This window comes from Variovorax glacialis (genome assembly GCF_051216375.1).
Classification (GTDB): domain Bacteria; phylum Pseudomonadota; class Gammaproteobacteria; order Burkholderiales; family Burkholderiaceae_C; genus Variovorax.
On sequence record NZ_JBPJZT010000004.1, the window covers coordinates 164,689 to 183,630 of the forward strand.

The following is an 18,942-nucleotide window of genomic DNA, read 5'->3' on the forward strand; positions in this document are numbered from 1 at the left end:
ATCGCGCCCGGCTGTCATGCGAGGTTCTCCGCAGTCAGGATGTCGACCCGGGGGTTGCTCACCGCCAGCGCCCCGCGCACGCCTTCGCACAGCGCACGCAGCACCCGCGCAGCGGTGGTGACGGCGTAGTGCACGTCCTGGTGCAGCACGAAGGTCAGCGCGCCGGAGATCAGCATCGATCGGTGCACGTCGAGCAGGTCGTGCGCGACCATGCCGAGCGACGCATCGTAACCATGTTCGGCCAGCGCGCGGTGCACGCCGTGGCTGCCGGGGCCGACGTTGTAGACCGCCGTGAGGCGACCGCCCGTCACCTGCGGATCGAGCGCCTCGCGAGCGCGCCGGTACGCCTCGTCTTCCGATTCGGGCATGTCGTCCACCCGCAGGAGGCCGGCACCTTCGAAGCGCTCCTCCAGCACCTGCGCGAAGCCGATGCCGCGGTCGATTTCCGCGGCGTAGCGCGTCGCGGGTGAGAGCAGGGCGCAATGGCCCTGGCCGGCGGGCGCCTCGCGCCCCAGGAGCAGGCCGGCGGTGCGGCCGGCGGCGCGATTGTCTGCGCCGATGAAGGTCTCGCGCATCGAGCCCGCGACGTCGGAGAACAACGTGACGACATGCACGCCCGAGCGCACCAGCTCGTTGACGGCGAGCTTCACCGACGGTGTGTCAGGCGCCAGCAGGGCGACGCCGTCCATGTCGGAGAGGCGTGCGAGCTCGTCGGCGAACGCGTTGGGTTCGCTGGCCGGCAGGCGGCGCGTGACCTCGGTGATGTGCTGGTGGCGGAAATCGCCGGCGGCCTGGGCGATGACCCGGTCCACCAGGTCGAAGAAGCCGCGTCGCGCGGAGGGCAGCACGAAGGCGAAGCGGTAGCTGTCGGTGGAGCGTGGCCGCCCGCGCATCGGCGCGGCGGCGCCGAGGCCCTTCATCGCTTCGCGCACGCGTTGCACGGTCGCGGGGTTGACGCCGGGGCGGTTGTTCAGCACGCGGTCGACGGTGGCGGTGCTGACGCCGGCCGTTTCGGCGATCTGGGTGATGGTGACGGAAGTGGCCAAACCGGAAAAGAGCCTCAATAAATCAATCAGGAGTGTCGCCGAAGTCTCGTCCAGGCTTTCCTCGGGCTATCCCGCACGGGCGCCGCGCGCGGCCGGGCGCCGCCTGATGTCATAGGGTTTGCATTGATTGATTTATTTATTGCGCTTTTTATTCTTCCATCAAGCCGAACCGCTGTCGCCGAGAGGTGGGGCGGGCGCAGGCCGGTAAGCGCCAGACCGACGAATGGCGCATCCCTCTCCGCGGCGCAAGCCGCCTGTCCTCACACACAGGAGATGAGCAAATGAAGTGGTTGAACAAGCGATCGACTGTCGGCACTGCGCTCGTCGCGGCGCTGGCCCTGGCTTCGGGTGCCGCGCAGGCCCAGGCCAAGCAGCTCACGCTGTGCTGGGCGGCTTGGGATCCGGCCAATGCGCTGGTCGAGCTGTCGAAGGACTTCACCGCGCAGACCGGCGTGCAGATGAAGTACGAGTTCGTGCCCTGGCCCAATTTCGCGCAGCGCATGCTCAACGAGCTCAACTCCAAGGGCAAGCTCTGCGACCTGCTGATCGGCGACAGCCAGTGGATCGGCTCGGCCGCGACCGAGGGCCACTACATCCAGCTCAACGAGTTCTTCGACAAGAACGGCATCAAGATGAGCGACTTCATGCCGGCCACCGTGGAGGGCTACTCGACCTGGCCGAAGGGCACGAAGAACTACTGGGCGCTGCCCGCCATGGGCGACGCGGTGGCCTTCACCTACCGCAAGGACTGGTTCGCCAAACCCGAGCTGCAGGCCGAGTTCAAGGCCAAGTACAACCGCGAACTCGCGCCGCCGAAGACCTGGGACGAACTCAAGGAGATCGGCCAGTTCTTCCAGAACCGCACCATCGACGGCAAGAAGGTCTACGGCGCGGCCATCTACACCGAGCGCGGTTCCGAAGGCATCACCATGGGCGTGACCAACACCATGTACGCCTACGGCATGGAGTACGACAACCCGAAGAAGCCGTATGACATGAAGGGCTACATCAACGGGCCGGAGGCCGTGGCCGGGCTCAAGTTCTACAAGGAACTCTTCGACTGCTGCACGCCGCCCGGGCACTCCAATGCCTACATGACCGAGGACCTCGACTCCTACAAGTCGGGCCAGGTCGCGATGCAGATGAACTTCATCGCCTTCTTCCCGGGCATTGCCAAGGACCCGAACGTCGGCGGCGACAAGACCGGCTTCTTCACCATGCCCAAGGCCAAGATCGCGGCGGCGCAGCTCGGCGGGCAGGGCATCTCGGTCGTGAAGTACTCCGACAAGAAGGACCTCGCGCTCGAATACATCAAGTGGTTCGCGCAGCCGGCGGTGCAGCAGAAGTGGTGGGACGCGGGCGGCTTCTCGTGCCACAACGCGGTGCTCTCCAAGCCCGGCTTCGACAAGAGCACCTCGTACGCGCCGGTGTTCCTCGACTCGATGAAGATCGTCAAGGACTTCTGGCAGGAACCGAGCTACGCGCAGTTGCTGCTGGCGATGCAGAAGCGCACGCATGACTACGTCGTGGCCGGCAAGGGCACGCCGCAGGAAGCGCTCGACGGCCTGCTCAAGGACTGGACCGAAGTGTTCAAGGAAGACGGGAAGATCAAGCCCTGATGCGCGGCGCCGTGCCATGTCCTTCGTCCACGTCGACAACACCGTGATGCGCGGTGCGGAGAGCGAGAGCCGCCGGCTGCCCGGCCAGGGGCTCTCTGACCGCGCGCTGGCATGGCTCTTCGTCGGCCCGACGATCCTGCTGCTGCTGGCGTTCAACATCTTTCCGCTGATCTGGACGATCTGGCTGTCGTTCACCAACTTCCGCGCCAACCGGCCGGGCGCGGACCTGCTGTGGGTGGGCATCAGCAACTACTCGCGGGTGCTCAACGACGAATCGATCTGGGAGAACATGCGCGCCACCGCGCATTTCCTCACCTGGTCGATCACGCTGCAGCTCCTGCTGGGCTTCGGCCTGGCGCTGATGCTGAACCGGCGCTTTCGCACGCACAGCTTCTGGAGCACCGCGATCCTGCTGCCGATGATGCTGGCGCCGGCCGTGGTCGGCACCTTCTGGAAGTACTTCTTCGAGCCGCAGTACGGCATCTTCAACTACATCGTCAACTTCTTCCGCGCGCCCCTCGGGCTGGCGGGCAGCTTCACGATGCTGGGGGACACGACGCTTTCGCCGTGGGCCATCGTGCTGGTCGACACCTGGATGTGGACGCCCTACGTGATGCTGTTGCTGCTGGCCGGGCTGCGGTCCATCCCGCCCTATCTGTACGAGGCCGCCGAGATCGATCGCGCGAGCGAATGGACCAAGTTCTGGCGCATCACCTTGCCGATGGTGATGCCCTTCATCATCCTCGCGGTGCTGTTCCGCGTGATCGAGAACTTCAAGATGTTCGACCTCGTGGACAACCTCACCAATGGCGGCCCGGGTTCCGTCACCGAGCTCGCATCGATCAAGCTCAAGCGCGAGGCTTTCGAGAAGTGGCGCACGGGCTACAGCTCGGCGCTGGCCATCATCCTCTTCGTGTCGATCTACGGGCTCTCGCTCGTGACGGTGCGATTCCTCGACCGGGTGAAGCAGAGATGAAAAGCGCCGTCCACTCACCGCTCGACCCGACGCCGCGCGCGAAGGCGTTCGCCGGTTTCGTTGTCGTCGCCTACGCCTTGATCTCGCTGATCCCGCTGGTGTGGATTCTCATGACCAGCTTCCGCACGCCGCAGGACTCGATCGCCTATCCGCCCCGCGTCATCACGCAGCCCTCGCTGATCGGCTACGTCAACCTGTTCACCACGCGCTCGCGCGTGAGTTCGCAGGAACTGGCCGCACTGCCGCCGCCCGCGACCTGGTACGAAGGCCTGGTGCGCGAGCAGCAGATGATCCTCGCGGGGCCTTCGCGCTTCTCGGACCGCTACCTGAACTCGGTGCTGATCGGCTTCGGATCGACGCTGCTGTCGGTGGTGCTGGGCACGCTGGCGGCCTATGCCTTCTCGCGCTTCAGGGTGCCGGGCAAGGACGACCTGCTCTTCTTCATCCTCTCGACGCGGATGATGCCGCCCATCGCGGTGGCGATACCGATCTACCTGATGTACCGCGCGGTCGGCTTCTCCGACACGCACCTGGGGTTGATCCTGCTCTACACGGTCGTCAACCTGTCGCTCGCGGTGTGGCTGCTCAAGGGCTTCATGGACGAGATCCCGCGCGAGTACGAGGAGGCGGCCATGGTCGACGGCTACACGCGCTTCCAGGCCTTCATCAAGGTGGTGCTGCCGCAGGCGGCCACCGGCATCGCGACCACGGCGATCTTCTGCCTGATCTTCGCGTGGAACGAATATGCCTTCGCGCTGCTCCTCACCAGCGGCACCGCGCAGACATCGCCGCCCTTCATCCCGACCATCATCGGCGAGGGCGGGCTCGACTGGCCGGCGATGGCGGCCGGCACCACGCTGTTCCTGCTGCCGGTGCTGGTCTTCACCATCCTGCTGCGCAAGCACCTGCTGCGCGGCATCACCTTCGGAGCGATCCGCAAATGAAGCCGTCGACAAGAAGCTGGCTGCGCCGCTCGCGCTGGGAACCCGCGAGCATGGTGCTCATCGGGCTCGGCCTGTTCATGCTGATGCAGCCGTGGTCGCTCGATGTCTACAGCTACTCCTTCGCCGTGCTGCTCGCCGGGGTGGCGGGCTACACCGTCGCCGGCAAGCTGCCCTGAGAGAAGCGCATGGCCGAGATCCGCATCGAGAAACTGCACAAGCGCTTCAGCGATTTCGTCGCCGTGCGCGATTCGACGCTGACGCTGGAGGACGGCAGGTTCGTCGTGCTGCTCGGCCCCTCGGGCTGCGGCAAGACGACCACGCTGCGCATGCTGGCGGGGCTCGAGTTCCCGACCTCGGGGTCGATCACGCTGGCGGGCCAGGACGTGACCTACCTGCGCCCGCGCGAGCGCGACATCGCGATGGTGTTCCAGCTTTTCGCGCTCTACCCGCACCTGGGGGTGCGCGGCAACCTGGAGTTCCCGCTGCGCAACGAAGGGCTGAAGCGTGCCGAGATCGACCGGCGCGTGGCCGATGCGGCGTCGATCCTGCGCATCGAGCATCTGCTCGGCGCGCGCGTCGGCGGGCTCTCCGGGGGCGATCGCCAGCGCGTTGCGCTCGGCCGCGCCATCGTGCGCCAGCCGCAGGCCTTCCTGATGGATGAGCCGCTGGGCACGCTCGACGCCGAGTTCCGCGAACTGATGTGCGTGGAACTGCGCAAGCTGCACGAGCGCCTGAAGACCACCACCGTCTTCGTCACCCACGACCAGAACGAGGCGATGGCACTGGCCGATCACATCGTCGTGATGAACCAGGGAGAGATCCTGCAGGCCGACGAGCCCGGCGCGATCTACAACTTTCCGAGCTGCATGTTCGTTGCGCGCTTCATCGGGCGGCCGCCGATGAACTTTGTGCGCATCGATGGCGCGGTGAAGGCGGGCGACCGATCGGTGTCACTGGCCGGCGCCTCGGTGGCGGTGCCGCGCGTCGAAGCCGAGGCTGCCGGGGCGGTGCTGGGCGTGCGGCCGGAACACGTCAGCGTCGGCGTGGAAGGCGACGGGCTCCCGGCCGAGGTGAGGCACGTGGAGTACTTCGGCTCGCACTGGGTTGCCGAGTTGGCGACCGCAGCAGGCGTGCTGAAAGCGGTGATCGACAAGTCGCAGCGCCTGGTGCCCGGCGACCGCGTGGCGATCGGGTTCAACGCCGAGCGGCTGGTGCTCTTCGATGCCGCGACCGAACAACTGCTCCCCAGCGCGACGACGCGCCTGCACCAGGAGGCGAAGCGCCATGGCCAGCATTGAGCTTGCGGGCATCAGCCGCTCCTTCGGCGACGTCAGGGCGGTCGCGGACCTGAGCCTTGACGTTGCGGACGGCGAATTCCTCGTGCTGCTCGGGCCGAGCGGCGCGGGCAAGACCACCACGCTGCGGCTCATCGCGGGGCTGGAGCGGCCCGATGCGGGGCGCATCCGCATGGACGGGCGCGACATCACCGACAGCCTGCCGGCCAGCCGCGACTGCGCCTTCGTCTTCCAGCAGTACTCGCTCTATCCGCACCTCACGGTGTTCGACAACCTTGCGTTCCCGCTGCGTTCGCCGTTGCGGCGCAGCGAGCCGGAGGAGGTCAGGCGCCGCGTGAACGAGGTCGCCGCGATGCTGCATATCGAGGGCAAGCTGACGCGCCGTGCGACCGAGCTCTCCGGTGGCGAGATGCAGCGCGTGGCGATCGGCCGCGCGCTGGTGCGGCGCCCGCGCGTCTTCCTGATGGACGAGCCGCTGTCGTCCCTCGACGCCCAGCTTCGCGAAGAACTGAGGGTCGAGTTGCGTCGCCTGCAGCGCAGTACCGGTGCGACCGTCGTCTACGTGACCCACGACCACGTCGAAGCCACCACCATGGCCGACCGGATCGGCATCCTGGAGCGCGGCGTGCTGCAGCAGGTGGGGACGCCGCTGGAGGTGTACGGCGATCCGCGCACCTTGCCGGTGGCGCAGCGTTTGGGCTCACCCGCCATCAACGTGCTGCCGGCGCAATGGTTTGCCGGTCGCGCGCCCGCCGGTACCGCGCATGTCGCGATCCGGCCGGAGGACGTGCGGCTGTCGCCCGACGGCGAAGCGCCGGGCTTCCAGGTCATCGAGTGCTCGCTCGTCAAGCACCAGCTCGTGGCCGAGCGGCAGGGCGTGGAGGTGCACGCCCGCGTGATGCTCGACGAGCCGCTCGCGCCGGGCTCGCAGGCGCGCTTCGGCTTTCCGGCCGAGCACTGTCTTTTCTTCGACGCGGCGGGACGCCGCATTGGAATGCCATGAACACGCAACACATCATCGGGGCGCTGGAGGCCGTGCAGGCGTCCATCCTCGCCAACGAAAGCCAGATCGAGTCGCTGGACCGCGCCATCGGCGACGGCGACCACTTCATCAACGTGCGCCGCGGCTGCGACGTGCTGATGGCGATGCGCGACGAACTGACGCCGCTGCCGCCGGCGATGGCCTTCACGAAGATCGGCATGAAGCTGCTGTCGACCATCGGTGGCGCGTCCGGCCCGCTGATATCGAGCTTCTTCATCGCCATGGGAAAGAACTTGAACGGGGTCGCGGAGCCCGATCGCCAGCAGTTCGCCGTCGCATTCGCGGCCGGCGTGGAGGCGATCAAGAGCCGTGGCAAGGCCGACGTGGGCGAGAAGACGATGCTCGATGTGCTGATCCCCGTATCGAGGCTGCTGCTGCGGCTGGCCGAGGAGGGCGCTCCGCTGCCCGAGCTGTGCGAGCAGCTCACCGCGGAAGCGCACCGGAACATGCTCGCCACGCGCGACATGACGGCCACCAAGGGCCGCGCGTCCTTTCTGGGCGAACGTGCGCTCGGCCACATCGACCCTGGATCGAAGACCTGCGAAGTCGCCATCACCGCGGTGTGCGAGACGCTCAAGGAGACCGCATGAAGAAGTTCGTCAATGACGTGGATGCCATGCTGCGCGAGTCGCTCGGCGGCATGGTGGAGGCGCATCCGCAGTTGCTGCGCGTCGAGTTCGAGCCGACCTTCGTCGCGCGGTACGAAGCCGCTGCGGGCAAGGTGGCCTTGATCTCCGGGGGCGGCTCCGGCCATGAGCCCCTGCATGCGGGCTTCGTCGGGCGCGGGATGCTCGATGCGGCCTGTCCGGGGCAGGTCTTCACCAGCCCTACGCCCGACCAGATGCTGGCCGCCGCGGCCGCGACCGAATCGGGCAAGGGCGTGCTGTTCATCGTGAAGAACTACGCCGGCGATGGCATGAACTTCCAGATGGCGAGCGAGATGCTGGAGACGGAGAACGCCACCGTGCTCGTCAACGACGACGTGGCCGTCGAGAACTCCACGCACACGACGGGCCGACGCGGCGTCGCGGGGACGCTGGTGGTCGAGAAGGCGGTCGGCGCCGCCGCCGAGCAAGGCGCAACGCTCGCCGAATGCAAGCTGCTGGGCGATCGCGTGAACGCGGCGACAGCGTCGATGGGCGTGGCCTTCACGAGCTGCACGGTGCCGGCGGCGGGACGCCCGACCTTCGACATCGGCCCCGACGAGATCGAGATCGGCGTCGGCATCCACGGCGAGCCCGGCCGCCGCCGTGCGACGCACATGCCGGCCAACGACATCGTGCGGCTGCTGATGGATGCGATCCTGGGCGACCTGAAGCCGAAGTCGGGTCGCGAGGTGCTGCTGCACGTCAACGGCTTCGGTGGAACGCCGCTGATGGAGCTCTACCTGGTGCATCACGCGGCCAGCGCGCGGTTGAAGACAGACGGGCTGGTGCCGGTGCGATCGCTGGTCGGCAACTACACGACCTCGCTCGACATGGCCGGCGCGTCGCTGACGGTGACCTTGCTCGACGACGAGCTGAAGACCTTGTGGGACGCGCCTGTGCATACGGCGGCACTGCGCTGGTAAGTCAGGCGCGTGCTTCGAACGAAGCATTTGGTCTGACTTGCACGGCATCGATCGGTCGCGTAACGTCCTGTAACTTCACGTTCGCTTCTCGACGCCGTCTTCATGATCACCACACGCCGCTTCATCCAGTCCATCGCTGCCACGCTCTGCGCGTCGGGTGCCTGGGCGCAGGATGCATCGCGCGCCCGGGCTCCGCGTAATACGTCGGCGCAGGGGTCCTGGCCCACCCAACCCGTTCGCATGCTCGTCGGATTCCCGGCGGGCGCATCGCCGGATCTCGCTGCGCGGGCCATTGCGGGGCCGCTCGCCAAGCTGCTGGGCCAGCCGGTTGTCGTCGAGAACCGGCCCGGCGCCAGCGGCAACCTCGCCGCGGACCAGGTCGCGAAGGCGCAGGACGATCACACCATCGGCGCGCTGATCAACGGCAATCTCACGATTGCGAAGCTGCTCAATCCCAACACGCCTTTCGATCCGGAGAAGGACTTCGCGCCCATCAGTCTCATCGGCACGGCGCCGCTCGTGTTGGCGGTGTCGGGCGACGCCGCGGGCGCCAATCCGGCCGAACTGCTGCTTTGGGCGCGCAACCTCAACGACGCGGGCAAGTACGGGACGCCAGGCGTGGGGACCGTCGGCCATCTCGGCATGGAACTGCTCAAGAGCCGCACCAACATCACCGCGCGGCATGTGCCGTTTCCGGGCAACCCGCAGGTCATCAACGCCATGCTCGCCGGGCAGATCCAGCTTGCGCTGTTGCCACCAGGTCTCGCGAAGCCGCATGTGAAATCGGGCAAGTTGAAGGCGGTGGGCGTGACTTCGCCGATGCGCAGTCCCTTGTTCGACGAACTGCCGACGCTGCGCGAAGCGAATGTGCGGGGCGCCGACCTGGAGATCTGGACGGCGCTGGCTGCGCCTTCGAGCTTGCCTCCGGCGGCGGTGGTCCGGCTCAATGCTGCGTTGGGGGAAGTGGTTCGCCTCGCGGAGGTTCAACAGAGCCTGCTGGCGGCCGGTTGGCAGGCGCAGGCCGGAACGCCGCAGGCGCTGGGCTATCGCATGCGCAATGACACGTCGCAACTCGGCGGCGTGATCCTCATGCGCGGTATCCGCTCGGCAGTTTGAGCCCCCCGGCTTTTCACTTCGCTTCGCTGCGTGTAACTCCAGCCCCCGAGGGGGAGGCGCGGCGCGCCTTGGGGCGGCCCGGCGGCGGCCGCATCCGCATAGCGCCCCGGCCGGCGACGACCGCGTCTTGAGCCCCCGCTAGAGCAGGCGTGAGATTTCGTTGGCTGAGGCGAGCAATGCCGGGAGCATGGTTTCCTGCATCACCTTGGCGCTGGTCCGGTTGGCCTGGCCGCTGATGTTGAGCGCGGCGACGGCGCGGCCGGAGCGGTCGACGATCGGGGCGGCGATGGAGACGAGTCCTTCTTCCAGTTCCTGGTTGACGAGGCACCAGCCTTGCCGCCGCGCCTGCGTCACCTTGGCGAAGAGGACGTCCAGATCGGTCACCGTGTGCTTGGTGAGGGCTTCGCGCGGCGACGCGGCGAGTCGTGCGCGGATCTCGTCGTCCTTCAGGTCGGACAGCAGCAGGCGGCCCATCGACGTGCAGTACGCCGGAAGGCGCGAGCCCACGCCGAGGCTGATGCGCATGATCTTGTGGGTCGGTACACGCAGTACGTAGACGATGTCCGTGGCGTCGAGGACCGCGGCGGAGCAGGACTCTTGCACCTGCTGCACGAGCGCTTCCATGACCGGCTCGGCACGGTTCCAGATCGGCATCGACGAGAGATAGGCGAAGCCCAGGTCGAGGATGCGCGGGGTCAGGCTGAAATGCTTGCCGTCGCTCTCGACATAGCCCAAAGTCTGGAGCGTGAGCAGGATGCGGCGAGCGCCGGCCCGCGTGAGGTCGCTGGCGACCGCGACCTCGCTGAGGGTCTGTCGCGGGGCGCTCGCGCTGAACGACCGGATCACTTGCAGGCCGCGCGCGAAGGACTGGACGTAGCTGTCGCCGGGCGCGGGTGAAACGTGTTGTTTCCTGTGGGTTGCCATGGGGGGTGATCTTCTCTAGAATTCATTATACGAACAACTGTTCGGCATGCGAACAAAATCGCAAGCAACATTTCAGTCGGACAATCTGCGAGCCAAGGCGTTCGGCTTTTCTTTCCTTCCCGGAGACAGATTTCATGATCAACAAGATCGCTCGTTCGGTCGCAGATGCCATGGCCGGCATCCAGGATGGCGCCACGGTGCTGATCGGCGGCTTCGGCACCGCCGGTATTCCCAACGAACTCATCGACGGCCTGATCGAACAGGGCGCCAAGGACCTCACCGTTGTCAACAACAACGCGGGCAATGCGGAGGCGGGCCTCGCGGCGCTTCTCAAGGCCGGACGCGTGCGCAAGATCATCTGCAGCTTTCCGCGCCAGGCCGACAGCTATGTGTTCGACGAGCTGTATCGCACCGGCAAGCTCGAGCTCGAGCTGGTGCCCCAGGGCAACCTGGCCGAGCGCATCCGCGCGGCGGGTGCCGGCGTCGGCGCCTTCTTCTGCCCGACCGGCTTCGGCACGCAGCTGGCGGGCGATCGCGAAACGCGCGAGATCGACGGCAAGCAGTACGTGCTGGAGTACCCGATCCGCGGCGACGTCGCGCTGATCAAGGCCGAGAAGGGCGACCGCTGGGGCAACCTCACCTACCGCAAGGCGGCGCGCAACTTCGGTCCGGTGATGGCGATGGCGTCCGACCGCACGATCGCCACCGTGCACGAGATCGTCGAACTCGGCGACATGGACCCCGAGACCATCGTGACCCCCGGCATCTTCGTCAACAGGATCGTCAAGATCGAGCGCGTCGCCACGCAGGCCGGCGGCTTCAAGAAGGCAGCATGACCATGAGCAACTACCAACGCCGCACCAAGGACCAGCTCGCCGCACGCGTCGCGCAGGACATCTTCGACGGGGCCGTCGTCAATCTCGGAATCGGCCAGCCCACGCTGGTGGCCAACCACCTGCCGGCCGGCCGCGAAGTGATCCTGCACAGCGAGAACGGCATTCTCGGCATGGGCCCCGCGCCGGCCGAAGGCCAGGAGGACTACGACCTCATCAACGCCGGCAAGCAGCCGGTCACGCTGCTGCCCGGCGGCGCGTTCTTCCACCATGCCGACAGCTTCGCGATGATGCGCGGCGGCCACCTCGACATCTGCGTGCTCGGCGCCTTCCAGGTTTCCGCCACGGGCGACCTCGCCAACTGGAGCACGGGTGAGGCAGGCGCGATTCCCGCCGTCGGCGGTGCGATGGACCTGGCCATCGGCGCCAAGCAGACCTGGGTCATGATGGATCTGCTCACCAAGAAGGGCGAAAGCAAGATCGTCGCCGAATGCACCTATCCGCTGACCGGCATCGGCTGCGTGAAGCGGGTGTATTCCGATCTCGCGACCATCGAATGCACGCCTTCGGGCCTGAAGCTCATCGACAAGGTCGAGGGCCTCGAACACGCCGAACTCGAAAAACTGGTCGGCCTGCCGATCGCCATCTGACAACGGAACCGAGACACACACCATGACCAACGAAGCCTTCATCTGCGACGCCGTTCGCACTCCCTTCGGCCGCTACGGCGGTTCGCTCTCCAGCGTGCGCGCCGACGACCTAGGCGCGGTGCCGCTCAAGGCGCTCATGGAACGCAACAAGAAGGTCGACTGGCAGGCCGTCACCGATGTGCTCTTCGGCTGCGCCAACCAGGCCGGCGAAGACAACCGCAACGTGGCCCGCATGTCCGCACTGCTCGCAGGCCTTCCGCTCGAAGTCGGCGGCGGCACCATCAACCGCCTGTGCGGTTCGGGCCTGGATGCGGTCGGCACCGCGGCACGCGCCATCAAGGCGGGCGAGAGCGGCCTGATGATCGCCGGCGGCGTCGAAAGCATGAGCCGCGCGCCCTTCGTGATGCCCAAGGCCGAAAGCGCCTTCAGCCGCAACAACGCGGTGTACGACACCACCATCGGCTGGCGCTTCGTCAACAAGCTCATGAAGGCGCAGTACGGTGTCGACTCGATGCCGGAGACGGCCGAGAACGTCGCGACCGACTACAAGATCGAGCGCGAGGCGCAGGACCGCATGGCGCTCGCTTCGCAGCAGCGCGCCGTGGCCGCGCAGAAGTCGGGCTTCTTCGATGCCGAGATCGTGCCCGTCACGGTGGCGCAGAAGAAGGGCGATCCGATCGTCGTCTCCAAGGACGAGCATCCCCGCGACACCAGCCTCGAAGCGCTCGCCAAGCTCAAGGGCGTGGTCCGTCCCGACGGCACGGTGACGGCGGGCAACGCCAGCGGCGTGAACGACGGTGCCGCTGCGCTGCTGCTGGCCGACGAGGCCAGCGCGGCCCGGCACGGCCTGACGCCGCGCGCCCGTGTGGTGGGCATGGCGACGGCCGGCGTGCCGCCGCGCATCATGGGCATCGGCCCGGCACCCGCGACCGAGAAGGTGCTGAAACTCACCGGTCTCAAGCTCGACCAGATCGACGTGATCGAACTGAACGAAGCCTTCGCGGCACAGGGCCTCGCCGTGCTGCGCCTGCTCGGCCTGAAGGACGACGACGCGCGCGTCAACATCAATGGGGGCGCGATCGCGCTGGGCCACCCGCTGGGTGCCAGCGGCGCGCGTCTTGCGACCACGGCCATCAACCAGCTGCACAAGGGCGGCGGTCGCTATGCGCTGTGCACGATGTGCATCGGCGTGGGGCAGGGCATCGCGGTCATCCTCGAGCGCGTCTGATCTCAATGACTTTCAGATCGCTATCGTCGCGTCGCCAACTCGGTCTTTCCGCCTTTGCACTGGCGGCCAGTGTCTTGCTGCCGGTCACGGCCAGCGCACAGCAATTCCCGACCAAGCCGATCCGCATCGTCGTGCCGTTCACCCCCGGTGGGGGCAACGACGTGTTCGCGCGCCAGATGGCCAAGAGCCTCGGCGAGCTTCGCAAGCAGGGCGTCGTGGTCGAGAACAAGCCCGGTGCGGGCGGCAATCTCGGCACCGAGTACGTGGTGAGAAGCGCGCCGGACGGCACGACGTTGCTGCTGGGGCATTCGGGCACTGTGTCTATCAACCCCGCGCTCTACAGCCACCTCAAGTACGACACGCAGAAGGACCTCGTGCCGGTGGCAATGTTCGCGTCGTCGGCCTTGCTGCTGGTCGTCCCGGCAAGCTCGCCGGTGAAGACGGTGGCCGATCTCGTGGCCGCCGCGAAGGCGGCGTCCGGAACCTTCAACTACGCATCCAGCGGGAGCGGCACCGGCGGTCATCTCACCGGCGAGATGCTGGGCCAGAGGAGCGGCGTGAAGATCAACCACATTCCCTACAAGGGCACGGCGCCTGCGTTGACCGATCTGGTGGGCGGCCAGGTACAGATGATGTTCAGCGTCATCCCGCCCGCGTTGGCGCTGGTCAAGAGCGGGCGCCTCCGGGCGGTGGCTGTCACTGGCAGCACGCGGCTGCCGTCGTTGCCGGACGTGCCGACCGTGGCCGAATCCGGCGTGCCGGGCCTCGCGAAGTTCGAGAGCACCTTGACCTACGGCATCCTCGCGCCGCGCGGTACGCCCGAAGCGTTCGTCAAGGAGCTGTCGGGCCAGATGCTCAAGGTCGCGGCGACCGAAGAGTTCCAGTCGAGGCTCGGCGTCGAAGGCGCAGTACCTCTCCTGGGCGGGAGCGCCGAGTACGCGGCGCTGATCCGCAAGGAGAGCGCCCAGTGGGCCGAGATCATCAAGGCCTCCGGTGCCACCGTGGAGTGAGCTTTATCTTGCTTCCGATGTGGCACCTTGCCACACGAGGGTCGCTGCGGCGAGGTCTTCGAGCGCACTGCCGACGGCCTTGAAGACGGTGCGTTCCGAAGGCGAGAGCCTGCCGGATCGATCGCCCCGGCAGAGCTGCGCCAGCGTCGCCTGAATACCGTCCGGCGTGAGCGCATTCGCGGCGAATGCATCGAGCAGGTCTCCTGCTTTGGTCGGCGCCTCTTCGGTGTCGACAAACACACGCGCATCGGCGAAACAGGAGGGATGAGCCTCCTTCATCGCAGGAGTGAAGCTGCCGATCAAGTCGAGATGCGATCCCGGTGCGAGCCACTCGCCGCGAACCAGCGGTGCGGTGGCGAGCGTGGCGCAACTCACGATGTCGGCGGTACGCACGGCTGCGGCCAAGTCTTCTACGGCCTCCGCATCCCAACCCGCGTGTTGCCATTGGGTTGCCAGCACCCGCGCGCCTTCGGGCCTGTGGTTCCAGACGTGGACTTTGCGGATCGCCCGCACGCTCGCATGTGCGGCAGGCAACAGCCGTGCGATGCGTCCTGTGCCCAGCACCAACAGCCGCTTCGCATCCGGGTGCGCCAGGAACGACGCACCCAGCGCCGAAGCCGCCGCGGTACGCCACGCGGTGATCTCGTTGCCATCGCACTGGGCCAGCGGCACGCCAGTGTGAGCGTCGTAGAGCACATAGGTCGCGTGCAACCCGGGCAGGCCGCGAGCGCCGTTGCCCGGGAAGATGTTGATGGTCTTGATGCCGAGGTAACCGGCATCGCTCCACGCGGGCATGATCAGCACGGTGCCCCGGTCTTTGCCGGATTCGACGGAATGGACGTGGCGCGGCGGCACGGTCGCTTCGCCCGCAAAGGCCTCGCGCAGGGCCGGCACGAGACGCTCGAATTTCAGGTGCGCGCGGGTCTGGTCTGCGTCGAAGATCTTCATGCGTGGACAATGTAGCTCTCCCGCAGCCGCATCCCGCTCCGTTTTGAATCTCCCCATCATCACCGACCCGCACTTCTATGCGGTCGCCATCCCTGCCGTGCTCATGCTCGGCGTCAGCAAAAGTGGTTTCGGCGCCGGCTTCGGCTCCCTCGCCGTTCCGCTGCTCGCGTTGGCCGTCACCGTGCCGCAAGCGGCGGCGATCCTGATGCCGGTGCTGCTGCTGATGGACCTGCTGGGGCTCGCCGCGTTCCGGCGCGACTTCGATCGCCGGCTTCTCCTGTTTCTCATTCCCTGTGGTCTTGTCGGTACGGTGATCGGCACCTTGTTGTTCAGGGCGCTGCCGGCGCACACGGTGGCAGGGATCGTCGGCGTGTTCACGCTGGCCTTTCTTGCGCAGCGGCTGCTGTTTCCCCCAAAGCCCGACGGCCCGCTGCCGTCGAAGGCGACCGGCGCCGTGCTGACGACGATCAGCGGCTTCACCAGCTTCATCGCGCATGCGGGCGGGCCGCCGGTCAATGCCTACGTCATTCCGCTGCGGCTCGCACCCGTCCCCTACACGGCGACGATGGCGTACTTCTTCTTCGTGGTGAACCTGAGCAAGTGGGTGCCGTATGCGTGGCTGGGCCTGCTGGACTGGCGGAACATGGCGACGTCCCTCGTGCTCCTGCCGATTGCGCCGCTGGGCGTATGGGTCGGCATCCGCATCGCTCGTCGCATCGATCCCGTCTGGTTCTATCGTTTCGTCTACCTCGGCATGCTGTTGACGGGCCTCAAGCTCAGCTGGGATGGATTCGTTGCCTGAGCTCGGGGCGATGTAATGCAAATATCTACGATTGCCGTGCCCCTTGCGGGTGTGCAGAATTTCGGCATGTCCGTACCGTCGACGACACCCGCAACTCTCGAGGACGAAGAGCTCCAAAGCCTCGCGTCGGAGTGGCGCATTCGCGCCATGCGGGGTGACCAACTCGCCCATCGCATGGCCCAGGCGCTCGAAGCGGAGCAGCGCCGCCGCATCCGCGACACCGGCTTGCAGACCCTTGCACCGGCAGCTTCGCCGGGACCCTCGCCATGGTGGAAGTTTTGGTGAACGTGATTTCCATCGATTTCGGGATCGGCCTGGCCCTGCTGAGTCTCTTCGGCGCGACTTTTCTTTCCAACCTGCTGGCACGTCGACGCGACAAGGCCCGCGAGTTCGATCCGCTCACGCGCGAGGCGCGGGACCTCCTGTTGCGGGAGCGCGCGGCGCCGGTTCCGCTGTGTCCCACGCTCCGTCCCGAACACTGGGCCCGTCTGGAGGCCGCGCAGCCCAACTGGCGCCGCAAGGGCTTCGATGCCGCGCGCGCCCGCTACAACGAGGCGCGCAACGCGTTCTCGCGCCACGACTTCAACGGCGAGCTCTACTACCCGGACCCGAACCTCATCGTCGGCGCTGCGCACGAAGTGCTGGTGCTGACCGAGCGCTTCTAGCTCGTTCGCCAATCCTGTCGCTAGTGATAGATCTTCTGCAGCAGGCGGATCAGCGTTTCGCGCTCGCGTGAGGTGAGCCGCGCGCTGGCATCCGCTTCGAGTTGCACCACTGTCAGCTCCGCCTCGCGCACCAGTTCCTCTCCGGCCGGCGTCAGGTGCAGGCCGATCGCGCGACCGTCATGCGGGTGGGGGCGGCGCTCGATCAGTCCGCGTCCGTCCATGGCGGCGATCAGGCTCACGAGGTTGGGCGGCAGGATGTCCAGCGTGGAGCAGAGTTGGCGGGACGTGGCGCCCGGGTTGTGCGCCAGCAGCGACAGCACCGAGAAGTCGACCTGCTTGAGGCCGTACGCGGCCATGCGTTCCGAGAACACCTCGCTGATGATCAGCCAGGCCCTGCGGGCGTTGTAGCCGACCAGCGTTTCGAGCACTCGGGTGTCGAGCCGCTCGGAACGGGGCGCCTGTGCATGGGCGGCGGGAATGGTCTTCTTGCGGGAAACTGCCATGCCCCCGAGCGTAACTGTGTTCGGGCGCGCCGGCAGCCCCTCAAACGGAGGATTGCGCGACGACGGCCTCGCAGGCCCGCTTGACGATGCCGAGCCGCATCTCGAACTCCGGCAAGGCCCAGCGCCGGAAGGCCGCGGCGGGCACCGACCATCGCGGGTTTCCGGGCGCCGCGTGTTCGATGCGCGCCCAGGCCCAGGCGAGCAGGGTGATCATCACCACGCGCAGGTAGTCGTCGGCGACCTCATACGGCAGCGCCGTATCGGCTTGCGCGGCCACGGCGATCGTGGTGGTGAGATAGCGCAGTTGCGCCAGTCGGCGCTGCACGTCGGCGTCGATGTCGCGCGAGGCGTCGAGTTCGTCCCGCAGCTCGATCAGCACGCCCGACATGCCGGCGCCGCCATCGGCCAGCACCTTGCGCACCAGCAGGTCGATGGCCTGGATCTCGTTCGTGCCCTCGTAGATCATCGTCACGCGCGAATCGCGCACGACCTGCTCGATGCCCGATTCGCGCACGTACCCATGGCCGCCGAAGACCTGCAAGCACTCGCTCGCACCCAGGAAAGCCTGCTGCGAGCAGGCGGCCTTCAACACGGGCGTGATGAGCGCACACCACCGCTGGGCGCGCTCGCGCACCTTCGCGTCGGGATCATGCCGTGCGACGTCGAGCTGGACGGCGGTGCGGTAGGCGATGACCCGGGAACCATCGATCCACGCACGTTGCGTATCCAGGATCCGGCGGATGGCCGGGTGCTCGGCGACGAGGTCGGAAGTTTCAGCGCCCCGGCTTTCAGGAGTCGGGCCGGGCGCACGCATCTGGCGCCGCTCGTGCGCATAGGCGTCGGCCTTCTGCCAGGCCGCGTCGAGCAGGCCGATGCCTTGCAGCGCGACATGCAGGCGCGCCGCGTTCATCATCACGAACATTGCGGCGAGGCCGCGGTTCGGTTCGCCGACCAGCCAGCCGCTGGCGTCGTCGAAGCGCATCACGCAGGTCGGGCTGCCATGCAGGCCCATCTTCTCCTCGATGCGCTCGCAATGCACCGCATTGCGCGATCCGTCGGGCAGTACCTTGGGCACGAGGACCAGCGACAGGCCCTTGGGGCCGGCCGGCGCGTCCGGCAGCCGGCAGAGGACCAGGTGAACGATGTTGTCGGTGAGGTCGTGCTCGCCGCCCGAGATGAAGATCTTGCCGCCGGCGACACGGAAGCTGCCGTCGGCCTGTGCGACGGCCCGGGTGCGCACCTGGCCCAGGTCGCTGCCGGCATGGGCTTCGGTCAGGCACATGGTCGCCAGCCATTCGCCGGTGGCGATCTTCGACAGGTAGCGCTGTTTCAGTTCGTCGCTGCCGTGATGCCTGAGGCATTCGTAGGCGCCATGCAGCAGCCCCGGCGCCATGGTGAGTCCGTGATTCGCCGCGCTGAGCCATTCGAAGAGAACGGCTTCGAGCATGGCGGGCAGACCTTGGCCGCCGTCTTCGGTGGCGGCGGAGAGCGCGGGCCAGCCGCCGTCGACGAAGGCACGGTAGGCCTCCCGAAAGCCCGGCGGCGTGACGACCTTGCCGTCGGCGAAGCGGCAGCCGACCTCGTCGCCGGCCCGATTGACCGGCGCGATCACTTCGCCGACGAACCTGGCCGCCTCGTCGAAGACCTGCGCCTGCAGCGCCTCGTCGACCTCCGCGAACGGCGGCAGGGCCTGCAGGCGCGGGACGACGCCGAGCACCGTGTTCAACACGAAGCGCACGTCATCGGGGCGGGGCTGGTAGTTCATCGCGAA

At 67.1% G+C, this 18,942-nt stretch carries 21 protein-coding genes; 16 read left to right on the forward strand and 5 right to left on the reverse strand.

Going from position 1 to position 18,942, the window contains the following annotated elements:
• Window positions 1-14: 14 nt before the first annotated feature.
• Window positions 15-1,046 carry a LacI family DNA-binding transcriptional regulator gene (locus ACSFBL_RS12415; protein WP_435516087.1) on the reverse strand — a complete coding sequence of 344 codons (1,032 nt, stop codon included), beginning with the start codon at window positions 1,044-1,046 and terminating at the stop codon, window positions 15-17.
• A 281-nt stretch (window positions 1,047-1,327) separates the two neighbouring features.
• Between ACSFBL_RS12415 and ACSFBL_RS12420 the strand changes: the two genes are divergently transcribed.
• From ACSFBL_RS12420 to ACSFBL_RS12460, 9 genes are all read left to right on the forward strand, one after another.
• Window positions 1,328-2,665 (forward strand): ABC transporter substrate-binding protein, encoded by a 1,338-nt coding sequence (locus tag ACSFBL_RS12420; RefSeq protein WP_435516088.1) that lies wholly within the window; start codon window positions 1,328-1,330, stop codon window positions 2,663-2,665.
• Window positions 2,666-2,681: 16 nt separating this feature from the next.
• Window positions 2,682-3,641, forward strand: a complete 960-nt coding sequence (locus ACSFBL_RS12425; protein ID WP_435516089.1) for a carbohydrate ABC transporter permease — start codon at window positions 2,682-2,684, stop codon at window positions 3,639-3,641.
• On the forward strand, window positions 3,638-4,585 hold the full coding sequence (locus ACSFBL_RS12430) for a carbohydrate ABC transporter permease (RefSeq protein ID WP_435516090.1): 948 nt from the start codon (window positions 3,638-3,640) through the stop codon (window positions 4,583-4,585). The genes ACSFBL_RS12425 and ACSFBL_RS12430 overlap by 4 nt, the downstream gene beginning before the upstream one ends.
• Window positions 4,582-4,761 (forward strand): hypothetical protein, encoded by a 180-nt coding sequence (locus ACSFBL_RS12435; RefSeq protein ID WP_435516091.1) that lies wholly within the window; start codon window positions 4,582-4,584, stop codon window positions 4,759-4,761. The genes ACSFBL_RS12430 and ACSFBL_RS12435 overlap by 4 nt, the downstream gene beginning before the upstream one ends.
• Before the next feature lie 9 nt (window positions 4,762-4,770).
• Complete coding sequence (locus tag ACSFBL_RS12440) at window positions 4,771-5,883, forward strand: ABC transporter ATP-binding protein (protein ID WP_435516092.1); 1,113 nt, start codon at window positions 4,771-4,773, stop codon at window positions 5,881-5,883.
• Window positions 5,870-6,883: an ABC transporter ATP-binding protein gene (locus tag ACSFBL_RS12445; RefSeq protein ID WP_435516093.1), complete on the forward strand. Its 1,014-nt coding sequence runs from the start codon at window positions 5,870-5,872 to the stop codon at window positions 6,881-6,883. Before ACSFBL_RS12440 ends, ACSFBL_RS12445 begins: the two co-directional genes overlap by 14 nt.
• Entirely contained in the window at window positions 6,880-7,512 is a 633-nt protein-coding gene (dhaL, locus tag ACSFBL_RS12450) for a dihydroxyacetone kinase subunit DhaL (protein WP_435516094.1), read from the forward strand. The genes ACSFBL_RS12445 and dhaL overlap by 4 nt, the downstream gene beginning before the upstream one ends.
• Window positions 7,509-8,492, forward strand: coding sequence for a dihydroxyacetone kinase subunit DhaK (gene dhaK / locus ACSFBL_RS12455; protein WP_435516095.1), 984 nt, complete (start codon window positions 7,509-7,511; stop codon window positions 8,490-8,492). The genes dhaL and dhaK overlap by 4 nt, the downstream gene beginning before the upstream one ends.
• Before the next feature lie 102 nt (window positions 8,493-8,594).
• Complete coding sequence (locus tag ACSFBL_RS12460; RefSeq protein ID WP_435516096.1) at window positions 8,595-9,608, forward strand: Bug family tripartite tricarboxylate transporter substrate binding protein; 1,014 nt, start codon at window positions 8,595-8,597, stop codon at window positions 9,606-9,608.
• Window positions 9,609-9,746: 138 nt separating this feature from the next.
• Here ACSFBL_RS12460 and ACSFBL_RS12465 read toward each other — a convergent pair whose 3' ends face one another.
• Window positions 9,747-10,532: an IclR family transcriptional regulator domain-containing protein gene (locus ACSFBL_RS12465; protein WP_435516097.1), complete on the reverse strand. Its 786-nt coding sequence runs from the start codon at window positions 10,530-10,532 to the stop codon at window positions 9,747-9,749.
• A gap of 134 nt (window positions 10,533-10,666) precedes the next feature.
• Between ACSFBL_RS12465 and ACSFBL_RS12470 the strand changes: the two genes are divergently transcribed.
• The 4 genes from ACSFBL_RS12470 to ACSFBL_RS12485 are packed head-to-tail and all read left to right on the forward strand — an operon-like array spanning window position 10,667 to window position 14,253.
• A complete protein-coding gene (locus ACSFBL_RS12470) occupies window positions 10,667-11,368 on the forward strand; it encodes a 3-oxoacid CoA-transferase subunit A (protein WP_435516098.1) in 702 nt (233 codons plus the stop codon).
• A gap of 2 nt (window positions 11,369-11,370) precedes the next feature.
• Window positions 11,371-12,015 (forward strand): 3-oxoacid CoA-transferase subunit B, encoded by a 645-nt coding sequence (locus ACSFBL_RS12475; RefSeq protein WP_435516099.1) that lies wholly within the window; start codon window positions 11,371-11,373, stop codon window positions 12,013-12,015.
• A 22-nt stretch (window positions 12,016-12,037) separates the two neighbouring features.
• On the forward strand, window positions 12,038-13,243 hold the full coding sequence (pcaF, locus tag ACSFBL_RS12480) for a 3-oxoadipyl-CoA thiolase (protein ID WP_435516100.1): 1,206 nt from the start codon (window positions 12,038-12,040) through the stop codon (window positions 13,241-13,243).
• Window positions 13,244-13,248: 5 nt separating this feature from the next.
• Entirely contained in the window at window positions 13,249-14,253 is a 1,005-nt protein-coding gene (locus ACSFBL_RS12485; RefSeq protein ID WP_435516101.1) for a Bug family tripartite tricarboxylate transporter substrate binding protein, read from the forward strand.
• Between the two features lie 3 nt (window positions 14,254-14,256).
• Here ACSFBL_RS12485 and lhpI read toward each other — a convergent pair whose 3' ends face one another.
• Window positions 14,257-15,201, reverse strand: a complete 945-nt coding sequence (lhpI, locus tag ACSFBL_RS12490; RefSeq protein ID WP_435516102.1) for a bifunctional Delta(1)-pyrroline-2-carboxylate/Delta(1)-piperideine-2-carboxylate reductase — start codon at window positions 15,199-15,201, stop codon at window positions 14,257-14,259.
• A 43-nt stretch (window positions 15,202-15,244) separates the two neighbouring features.
• On the opposite strand from lhpI, the gene ACSFBL_RS12495 reads away from it, so the two are divergent.
• The 3 genes from ACSFBL_RS12495 to ACSFBL_RS12505 all read left to right on the forward strand — a co-directional run bounded on the left by ACSFBL_RS12495 (window position 15,245) and on the right by ACSFBL_RS12505 (window position 16,668).
• Window positions 15,245-16,003, forward strand: a complete 759-nt coding sequence (locus tag ACSFBL_RS12495; RefSeq protein ID WP_435516103.1) for a sulfite exporter TauE/SafE family protein — start codon at window positions 15,245-15,247, stop codon at window positions 16,001-16,003.
• 66 nt (window positions 16,004-16,069) lie between these two features.
• Window positions 16,070-16,288 (forward strand): hypothetical protein, encoded by a 219-nt coding sequence (locus ACSFBL_RS12500; protein WP_435516104.1) that lies wholly within the window; start codon window positions 16,070-16,072, stop codon window positions 16,286-16,288.
• Window positions 16,285-16,668: a hypothetical protein gene (locus ACSFBL_RS12505; RefSeq protein WP_435516105.1), complete on the forward strand. Its 384-nt coding sequence runs from the start codon at window positions 16,285-16,287 to the stop codon at window positions 16,666-16,668. Before ACSFBL_RS12500 ends, ACSFBL_RS12505 begins: the two co-directional genes overlap by 4 nt.
• 20 nt (window positions 16,669-16,688) lie before the next feature.
• Here the strand turns inward: ACSFBL_RS12505 and ACSFBL_RS12510 are convergent, their stop codons facing one another.
• Both ACSFBL_RS12510 and ACSFBL_RS12515 read right to left on the reverse strand, forming a co-directional pair.
• Complete coding sequence (locus tag ACSFBL_RS12510) at window positions 16,689-17,171, reverse strand: MarR family winged helix-turn-helix transcriptional regulator (protein ID WP_435516106.1); 483 nt, start codon at window positions 17,169-17,171, stop codon at window positions 16,689-16,691.
• Between the two features lie 40 nt (window positions 17,172-17,211).
• Window positions 17,212-18,936, reverse strand: coding sequence for an acyl-CoA dehydrogenase family protein (locus ACSFBL_RS12515; RefSeq protein ID WP_435516107.1), 1,725 nt, complete (start codon window positions 18,934-18,936; stop codon window positions 17,212-17,214).
• Between the last annotated feature and the right edge of the window lie 6 nt (window positions 18,937-18,942).

Bases quoted from the DNA above. Each gene is read 5' to 3' on its own strand.
- ACSFBL_RS12445 (WP_435516093.1), top strand. From the start codon at position 5,870: ATGGCCAGCATTGAGCTTGCGGGCATCAGCCGCTCCTTCGGCGACGTC.
- ACSFBL_RS12510 (WP_435516106.1), bottom strand. From the start codon at position 17,171: ATGGCAGTTTCCCGCAAGAAGACCATTCCCGCCGCCCATGCACAGGCG.
- pcaF (WP_435516100.1), top strand. From the start codon at position 12,038: ATGACCAACGAAGCCTTCATCTGCGACGCCGTTCGCACTCCCTTCGGC.
- ACSFBL_RS12500 (WP_435516104.1), top strand. From the start codon at position 16,070: ATGTCCGTACCGTCGACGACACCCGCAACTCTCGAGGACGAAGAGCTC.
- lhpI (WP_435516102.1), bottom strand. From the start codon at position 15,201: ATGAAGATCTTCGACGCAGACCAGACCCGCGCGCACCTGAAATTCGAG.
- ACSFBL_RS12470 (WP_435516098.1), top strand. From the start codon at position 10,667: ATGATCAACAAGATCGCTCGTTCGGTCGCAGATGCCATGGCCGGCATC.
- dhaL (WP_435516094.1), top strand. From the start codon at position 6,880: ATGAACACGCAACACATCATCGGGGCGCTGGAGGCCGTGCAGGCGTCC.
- ACSFBL_RS12475 (WP_435516099.1), top strand. From the start codon at position 11,371: ATGAGCAACTACCAACGCCGCACCAAGGACCAGCTCGCCGCACGCGTC.
- ACSFBL_RS12435 (WP_435516091.1), top strand. From the start codon at position 4,582: ATGAAGCCGTCGACAAGAAGCTGGCTGCGCCGCTCGCGCTGGGAACCC.
- ACSFBL_RS12460 (WP_435516096.1), top strand. From the start codon at position 8,595: ATGATCACCACACGCCGCTTCATCCAGTCCATCGCTGCCACGCTCTGC.
- ACSFBL_RS12425 (WP_435516089.1), top strand. From the start codon at position 2,682: ATGTCCTTCGTCCACGTCGACAACACCGTGATGCGCGGTGCGGAGAGC.
- ACSFBL_RS12440 (WP_435516092.1), top strand. From the start codon at position 4,771: ATGGCCGAGATCCGCATCGAGAAACTGCACAAGCGCTTCAGCGATTTC.
- dhaK (WP_435516095.1), top strand. From the start codon at position 7,509: ATGAAGAAGTTCGTCAATGACGTGGATGCCATGCTGCGCGAGTCGCTC.
- ACSFBL_RS12515 (WP_435516107.1), bottom strand. From the start codon at position 18,936: ATGAACTACCAGCCCCGCCCCGATGACGTGCGCTTCGTGTTGAACACG.
- ACSFBL_RS12485 (WP_435516101.1), top strand. From the start codon at position 13,249: ATGACTTTCAGATCGCTATCGTCGCGTCGCCAACTCGGTCTTTCCGCC.
- ACSFBL_RS12420 (WP_435516088.1), top strand. From the start codon at position 1,328: ATGAAGTGGTTGAACAAGCGATCGACTGTCGGCACTGCGCTCGTCGCG.
- ACSFBL_RS12430 (WP_435516090.1), top strand. From the start codon at position 3,638: ATGAAAAGCGCCGTCCACTCACCGCTCGACCCGACGCCGCGCGCGAAG.
- ACSFBL_RS12465 (WP_435516097.1), bottom strand. From the start codon at position 10,532: ATGGCAACCCACAGGAAACAACACGTTTCACCCGCGCCCGGCGACAGC.